This is a genomic window from Nitratiruptor sp. SB155-2 (assembly GCF_000010325.1).
GTDB lineage: Bacteria > Campylobacterota > Campylobacteria > Campylobacterales > Nitratiruptoraceae > Nitratiruptor.
Genome location: NC_009662.1, coordinates 1849238 through 1857500 on the forward strand (window position 1 = coordinate 1849238; position 8263 = coordinate 1857500).

Sequence of the window (8263 nt, forward strand, 5' to 3'; positions counted from 1 at the left end):
TCTACCTTTTTAACCCTGGAATATGGATCTCTTCTCCCTTAGCCATACTGGTTACGTACACTTCTAGTGCCACCATCTGCGGGCTTCCTAAAGGGATTTTGGCCAAAAGAGCATTTTTCATACACTGCTGAAATCTCTTTTGCAATGTAAACATCTTGCCTTTTGTCATTCTGTATGCTGGCCATGTGGCAGCAGCTTTCACTTTTGGTGCGCCAAGATCAGGAAGGATCTGCATTCTAAGACGCAAACCTACAACATCTGGACTATGACAGCTATAGCATGAAAGTCCTCTTTTACCTCGTCTGAGTTCAAACATCTGCTTGCCCAGTTTATAGGCTTTTTTCATATGCTCATTGGCATTTACATCGATATTGATCTTCTCGCCATTAGCTATCGACTTTACATAGGCCTGCAATGAATCCATCAATGCAGATTTGAGCTTATATGGCTTTTTGCCCTGGTCATACATAAATGCTTGCAGCATTTGATCAATGCTTACGACCATCCCTATCTTGTCGATATATCTTGGAAATCCGGCGATATACTTAGGAAGCTCATCTTCACTCACACCCAAAAACTTCGCAAGTGCTTCTTCTCCACCAAGTTCTTCCAAAATTTCTGCACCCTCTTCCACGAAAATATCGGCTGGATTGTTTTCCAGCATCTCTTGATAAAGGGCGCGATCAGCTTCTGTCATACTCAGTTTCTCATCTGCAATGGCCATTGAAGAGGCCAAAGCAAGTGAGAGGGCAAAGGATAGTAATCTCTTCATGGCTTATCCTTTCGGCTTTACTTTTTTACTCTTTTCATGTACTTCACCAAGATTGTCCTTGTACACCACTTTGATTTTTCCAGGACCCGTTACTTTCATATTGATCGAAAAGTACGGATTTGTCGAAACAGTCTCCCACGGTAAAATTGTCGTGAATAGCTCATCATTGAAGTAGAACTTCACCTCATTGATGTAGTGCAAAGGTTTGATTTTTCCTGTTTTTTTATCTTTTCTCATCCCTGTTTCCATTGGATGGATCACGATAAAATCAACTTTTACAATATCACCAACTTTATATTTTCTAGGTTTGATTTTAATAATTGATTTTCTTTTCGCCATCTGTTGCTCCTTTTTTTATTATCCACATCCACCGATAGTTACTTTTACCGGTTTTTTTGCCATAATCGCACTTCCATTTTTCAAAACAGCAACTGCTACGACCTCTTGTGTTCCACTCAGTTTGATACGTGTTGCAAAATAGGCTTTCCCGTTTCTTGGACTCAAGAAAACATCCGCACATCTTGCGTTTGAGTTTTTCGTAGATAAAATATGAATCGATTTGACATTTTCGATAGGTTCGTCCACACTCACTTTTACAGGAACTACCGCACCATTTTCCGCGATTTCAGGAACAGTGAGTTTCACTTTTGCACTCTCTTTGGCTCCCTTTCCATCAGTAATTACAGAAAGCGCCTTTTTAAAACTAATGGCATTCTTTCCTTTTGGTTTGCTTTTTTTTGCATCTGCCAAAAGATTGACACTGCTAACGCCCACAAGACCTATTGCCGGTACGGCTCCTAACCCTTTTAAAAAACTTCTTCTTTCCATTATTTCTCCTTTTTCTCACTCACTACATAGGATGTAATTTCACAAATCTCTTTTGGTGTAAAAAGTTTTGTTGTCAAATTGACAGTCATATGCGTCGTCGGATTGAAAACTCTTGGATCGGCAATCTGTTGGTAGACATGTTGATAACTTCGCACACCTGTATCGATAAAAAGTTTTTTATAGTTGTGCAAATCTGGACCGACATTTCCGGGTCCTACAGCACCTTCGATGTTGTGACAAGCAACACAGTTGCCATACTGCTTCGGCTTTTTCTTCCCATTGACAACCACATATCGAGTCAGTCCAGTAGGAGGAGCCTGCTTCGCCTTTTTCCCATTGAGATTATGGAACATAAACTTCCCACGAGCGATTGCCAAAGGATCTTTTGTAATACAGTCCTTTGGCATGGTGTATTTTTTTGGAGGGGGTAACTTATCCTTCTCCAAAATTTTCGTCGCATCAGGCGACTCAATGGCACTTTTGTAATCTTTCGCACTTAGACCAGTAAGCACTAAAGAGGAGAGTACCACTGCAATCAAACCCTTTTTCATGTCAACTCCTTCTTGCTTGGTTACAAAATGGTAGCAATTAAGTGTAAAAAAAATGTAAAAGAAATTTATAGATTTATACAAAAAGTTTGAAGTAGTAGATAAATGCGGTCCCTTTCCCGGGCTTGGAAACAACTTTGAGTCCAATATCTTCTTGTTGAACAATATTTTGTACGATACAAAGGCCTATTCCAAAACCACCTTTATCATGGTCTTCACGGTAAAATCGTTCAAATATCTTTTTAGGATTCTCTATCCCGATACCGTAATCTTTAATGGTTAAAACCGCCTGATCTCCAACTTTTTTCAGATAGATTTTTACGCAAGATCTCTCTTTTGAATATTTAATTGCATTTGACAATGTGTTGTCTACAATACGCTGCAGTTTTGTTCGGTTCATGTAGATAGTAATATCTGTTTCGATTTTGGCAACAAGTGAGATTTTTCGAAGATTTGCAATCTCTTGAAAATAGTCGACTCGCTCTTGTAAAAAGGAGCTAAAATCGATCTTTTCATTTTTATATTCGATTCTATCCTTTTTGATCAGATAATCCATATCGTTGTAGATATTGCTCAGAGTCTTCGCAGCCGATTTTATACGTGAAAGATAACGGTTCTCACCAAATTTTCTCGTAAAAAGATCGATATTGACATTGATAATGGAAAGAGGTGTATTGATTTCATGCATTGAGTCCTTGATAAAATTATCAAGAGTTTGATTCACTTTTTCAAAGGGATAACTGAAATTTTTTAAGACGATATAGGAAAAAAGAAGCAAAATTAAAACAATACCGAAACCGATCAAAAAACTCGTTCTATAAATCTTCCATGGATCAAACTCTTTTGAAACTATCAGATATTTTGCCCCAAAATAGAGATTTTCCGGCAGTTCCACAATATAATATCGCTTTGTTCGTTGCTTATGATATCCTTCTGAAAAAGCGGTAGGAGTAAAGTCTAAAAGAGAAAATACAGGATGAAAATTAACATCATACAATCCTGATTTGTACCCGGCAAAACGTGGATACTGAAAAATACCATCATTATTGTATTCTTCCATTTTACCAACAATTTTGAGTGCAACCTCTTTTAAATCACGCTCATTTTTTGCTTCATTGATATTTAAAACAAGGGATGTATAGACAAACAGCGGAACGAAAAGAAGAATACCAATGATGAGAGTATATAATATAGCATATCGAAAGGCGTATTTCTTTGCATCAAGTATCAATTTTATATCCTAAACCATGAACATTTTTAATAATGTCTTTACCTATTTTCTTTCGAAGTTTCGTTATATGGACTCGGATATTGGCAGGGTCCACGTATTCACCCCAAACTTCATCACAAAACTGCTCAATACTTACAATACTGCCTCTTTGTTTGATCAGAAGTTCTAAAATCCTTTTTTCCTGCTTTGTTAGGGAAACAACTTCTCCATTTTGTCTCAGTTCGAATCTTTCCAAATCATACGTATAGTTATTTGGCAGTTCAACCATCTCTTTATTGGCACCAAAACACTCTCTTTTGAGAACATTTTTCAGTCTTACCTCCAACTCTTTGAGATCAAATGGCTTTTTGATGTAATCACAACAACCAAGTTCAAACCCTTTGGACAAATCATCCACATGTGTCAAAGAGGTAATGAAAATTGCAGGCACTTCATTCCCAGACTCTCGAAGCTCTTTTAACAGTTCAAAACCATTGATGCCAGGCACTTTTACATCCAACAACAAAATATCATAATTTGCACTATATAAAGCATCGAGAAGTTCATCACCCCGTTCAAAACTCTCCACTTCAAACCCAAGATCGATTAAAAACTCTTCAATACTCATACGAAGTGCATACTCATCTTCTAAAACCATGATTTTCACTTTATGACTCCTCGTTTTTTCGTTCTACGATATTTTTCAACAATGATATTGATCAGTTCTTCTTTACTATAATTTTTCAATATATCACGAAGTTCCAATTCGAAATCTTTTTTTAGATTAGCATCCACATTTTTTCCAAGAAAGAGAGCCACGCTTCTATCATACACCGATCGAAACCTTCCTTCTGGATGCTCCCAAATATCGATAATATCGCTAAATTCATCATTTTCAAAGGCAAGAAAAAATGAAAGGGAGTCTTTATACTTTTGAAATTTCTTTATCCCTTCCTTGTTAATGGCAATGAGAAAAATGCCTAGATTTTCACCAACACTATTGAACATTGGATGATAAAAATAGAGATTCTCCCCATCATACACATATCCTTGTAACACGATCTTTTCCAGTTTTTCATGTGTCAAATTATTAGCAATCAATTTGTTATAGTTTCGATTGCTTATGACATATGTACCTATTACAGGATTGTCTCTCATAAGTGTTGCTACATCAAGATACTTCTCATGCATCAAGACAATAAGTTCTATCCCTAATTTCCTCATCTCCGTAGTCATCGGTTCGAACAGGGAGATAATCTCCATATATCCAATCGTTTTATAGCCCTTTTTAATAGGCGCAGTTGCTTTAATAGAAAGGAGTCTTCCCGTCTCAATAGCAACTTTAGGTTTATTGATCTTAAAACTGGAAAGATCTTTGCGGAACGCGTCTAGTGGCATGCCAACAAAATCTTTATCCCAATTTCTGGCAAAAATAGTAAGATCTTTTGCAATGACTTGAGCCCTTACGCCTTGTATATTGGTATACTGTTGTAAAGTTTGAAGGGATTGTGACAGAATCTCATATCCCTTTGCTTCATCGAGATCCAGTAAGGCTTCCTTCAAAGCTTCATTTTGAGAAAGAAGTATCGCTAATGTTAAAGCTTGGGATTTTTGCTTATTGAGGATTTTATCTAAGTAGCTCTTGATCGTATCTGCTATCTCTTCATGTAGGTTTTTTTCGACATTGAGAGAAAAAATATAAAAAAAGATAGAAGAAGCGATAAGAAGTATTGCGATAGAAGCTATAAGCCATTTTTTAAATTTGAAAATCGTTCCTTCCTTTTATACTAACCGCCAAAGGCGGCTAGATATTAGTATCGGTATCGTACGTAGAGTCGAAGGTCTTGTGCCTTATCAACAGCATTTACTGGATATCCTAACATTTGAAGACCTCTGATATCATTCATTGTCATAGGATTTCCACCTTCACCGAAAAATGATTGTGAGCCTGAATATTTATAATCTATATAAGTATATCGAACCTGTGCAGTCAAAGTTCTCCCGATCAACTCTTTATTGAACCAGATCTCGTATGCATCACCTCTAGCAGCTAACTTGCTTCCAGCAAGTGTATCTTCGGCATAGGTAAAGCTTCTCCAATATTTACTTCCATGATTGTATTCAAGACCCATTCGTGAGCCATCGATCATAGGAACCGGAAAATTTGCACCTACATAAATTGAAGTTCCGGATTTATTATCAGTTGATCCTAACATAGCATTAGGCACATTTGTTGTGACACCATTGTATGGACCACCATTGAATGTTCCAACATGCGTACCACCAGGAAGTGTTTTGCTCCATGCAAAACTAACAAATGCATTTGTATCATCTAGAAAATCATTGATACCATCACCTATTCCTTGCGCCAAAAAGCTTACTGCAGCGCCATACATATCGCCACCTTGAACTAGTCCAAAAGAGGTAAAATCAGGCATATAGGTATTTAAAGTAGCATCCCAAACATATTGACTCGCAAAATATCCTGGTAGATTAAATGCTTTAAAAGCTGTGGTATGAACAGAATATTGTCCATCATCGTAAGGTACAAAAATAAACCCTGCTAAATCTGTATTACTCCATCCATTCACTTTCGTATATGAAGCATCTGGCAAAGTACCAAAAGCATATCTTGTATTTGCATTTGTCATACCACGGCCCATACAGAGTTTAAAATACATACCAGGAACACCTGTTACATTTTCAAGGTTAAATTTGAAACTTGCTCCGTCAAACTCTGTATTGATGATATGTCCAAGAGGCGATTTTGGATTTTGATCTTCTCTGTAGCTTGCCAAGAGACCATCAGTAGCCGGTCGGCGACCAAAACTTGCCGTCCAAGGAATATCAGCACCTAGAAAACTATCACCAAAATAGAGCCAATAGGCTTCTTTCAGTCTCAATTCTCCACTTGGATTAGGCGTTTCATTTACTATCCAATCAAAATAATTAAATCCTTGCTGAGGCGCTGGGAGCTGCCCATACATTTTATAATAACTGATAAGACCTTTAAAAACCAGGTTACTAGTAGGTGCAAATGCCATTCCAAGCCAAAGTCTATTTGTAAAAATACCATTCCAACTGCTTGTACCAGATGCATATTTATACCCAATAACATCATATGCTGTTCTAAAATCTACATTCCATTTGATATTATCACCGGCATCATGCGCTTTGATTTCTCTTATCTGTTTTTTCAATGCTTTCAAATTGATTTTTGCTTGCGCTTGTTTGAGTTCATTGATCTGTTGTTTGAGTTGTTCAAGTTCAGCTCTTAAATCATCATTATTTGCACTACCGCTTGCAAAACTCATTGTAGCCATCGCAGCAACTGCAGAAAGGGCAATCCACTTTTTCATTCTCTTCTCCTTACGTAATTTGAATAGGACAGATTACATTATAGTGGATTAGGATTTAAAGATTACTTAAGTTTTAGGAAGTCAAAGTAATGGACAATATAATGTTTTCTTATTTTTGATAATAATATTAAATTGTAACATGAAAGTATTAATAGTTTGTTAACGAGCTAACAGAGGAATTTACGGAGTTTTGATATCCATGTTAATTTATTAAGATTATAAATAGGTTATTGTATTGGGGATTTAGTTAAAACAGGAATTACAGTGAGAAAATATCTTGCCTGGCGCCGACCTACTTTTCCACACCCGAGGGGTGCAGTATCATCAGCGATGCGGAGCTTAGCTTCCAGGTTCGGAATGGGACTGGGCGTTTCCTCCGCTCCATAGGCACCAGGACAAGAGAAGTAAATCTTTTGTTTGTAAAAGACTTAATTCTCTTGTCGCTTGACAAGTATCGTTTGAAAGAACACTCATTGTTCGCAGCAAAAGAGTGGTAGCTCAGTAAGGCGGCGGTGCATATAAAACGTGTAAGCCAAACGGACTATTAGTACTGGTCAGCTAAACGCATTGCTGCGCTTACACACCCAGCCTATCAAGGTGGTAGTCTTCCACCGTCCTTCAGGGAAGGCTCATCTTGGAGTCGGCTTCCCGCTTAGATGCCTTCAGCGGTTATCCGTTCCGTGCATAGCTACCCAGCGGTGCCCTTGGCAGGACAACTGGTACACCAGTGGCACGTCCAACCCGGTCCTCTCGTACTAGGGTCAGCTCTCCTCAGCCTTCCTACGCCCACGGAAGATAGGGACCGAACTGTCTCACGACGTTCTGAACCCAGCTCGCGTACCGCTTTAAATGGCGAACAGCCATACCCTTGGGACCTGCTCCAGCCCCAGGATGCGATGAGCCGACATCGAGGTGCCAAACCTCCCCGTCGATGTGAGCTCTTGGGGGAGATCAGCCTGTTATCCCCGGGGTACCTTTTATCCTTTGAGCGATGGCCCTTCCACTCAGAACCACCGGATCACTAAGACCGACTTTCGTCTCTGCTCGAGTTGTCTCTCTCGCAGTCAGGCTGGCTTATGCCTTTATACTCTCCAAGCGATTTCCAACCGCTTTGAGCCAACCTTTGTAAGCCTCCGTTACTCTTTAGGAGGCGACCGCCCCAGTCAAACTACCCGCCAGGCATTGTCCTCCGTGTGGATAACACACGCGAGTTAGCCACCAGAATGAGGAAGGGTGGTATCTCAAGGACGGCTCCACCCGAGCTGGCGCCCGGGCTTCTCAGCCTCCCACCTATCCTGCACATCCCCATCCCGATGGCAGTACCAAGCTGTAGTAAAGGTCCACGGGGTCTTTCCGTCTTTCCGCGGGTAGGAGGAATTTTCACCTCCACTACAATTTCACCGGATCCCTGGTCGAGACAGCCCCCATCTCGTTACGCCATTCATGCAGGTCGGTATTTAACCGACAAGGAATTTCGCTACCTTAGGACCGTTATAGTTACGGCCGCCGTTTACCGGGGCTTCGGTTCACGGCTTCGCCCATAAGG

General features: G+C 39.5%; 8 protein-coding genes and 2 rRNA genes (1 of these 10 only partly in view). All 10 read right to left on the reverse strand.

The window, feature by feature from the left end:
* Window position 1: 1 nt before the first annotated feature.
* A complete protein-coding gene (gene soxA / locus NIS_RS09720) occupies window positions 2-772 on the reverse strand; it encodes a sulfur oxidation c-type cytochrome SoxA (protein ID WP_012083196.1) in 771 nt (256 codons plus the stop codon).
* Window positions 773-775: 3 nt separating this feature from the next.
* Window positions 776-1111, reverse strand: coding sequence for a thiosulfate oxidation carrier complex protein SoxZ (soxZ, locus tag NIS_RS09725; protein ID WP_012083197.1), 336 nt, complete (start codon window positions 1109-1111; stop codon window positions 776-778).
* Window positions 1112-1129: 18 nt separating this feature from the next.
* The gene (soxY, locus tag NIS_RS09730) at window positions 1130-1600 is read right to left on the reverse strand and encodes a thiosulfate oxidation carrier protein SoxY (protein ID WP_012083198.1); all 471 of its coding nucleotides are present in this window, start codon (window positions 1598-1600) and stop codon (window positions 1130-1132) included.
* Entirely contained in the window at window positions 1600-2151 is a 552-nt protein-coding gene (gene soxX, locus NIS_RS09735) for a sulfur oxidation c-type cytochrome SoxX (protein WP_012083199.1), read from the reverse strand. The genes soxY and soxX overlap by 1 nt, the downstream gene beginning before the upstream one ends.
* Window positions 2152-2224: 73 nt before the next feature.
* Window positions 2225-3379, reverse strand: a complete 1155-nt coding sequence (locus NIS_RS09740; RefSeq protein WP_012083200.1) for a sensor histidine kinase — start codon at window positions 3377-3379, stop codon at window positions 2225-2227.
* Window positions 3369-4016 carry a response regulator transcription factor gene (locus tag NIS_RS09745; protein WP_231852978.1) on the reverse strand — a complete coding sequence of 216 codons (648 nt, stop codon included), beginning with the start codon at window positions 4014-4016 and terminating at the stop codon, window positions 3369-3371. Before NIS_RS09745 ends, NIS_RS09740 begins: the two co-directional genes overlap by 11 nt.
* A 5-nt stretch (window positions 4017-4021) precedes the next feature.
* Window positions 4022-5128, reverse strand: coding sequence for a cache domain-containing protein (locus NIS_RS09750; RefSeq protein WP_083754390.1), 1107 nt, complete (start codon window positions 5126-5128; stop codon window positions 4022-4024).
* 41 nt (window positions 5129-5169) lie between these two features.
* Entirely contained in the window at window positions 5170-6717 is a 1548-nt protein-coding gene (locus NIS_RS09755) for a DUF3373 domain-containing protein (protein WP_012083203.1), read from the reverse strand.
* A gap of 279 nt (window positions 6718-6996) precedes the next feature.
* Window positions 6997-7112: ribosomal RNA gene (rrf, locus tag NIS_RS09760) — 5S ribosomal RNA — on the reverse strand.
* 128 nt (window positions 7113-7240) lie between these two features.
* Window positions 7241-8263 (reverse strand): 23S ribosomal RNA (locus NIS_RS09765); it runs 1885 nt beyond the window's last position.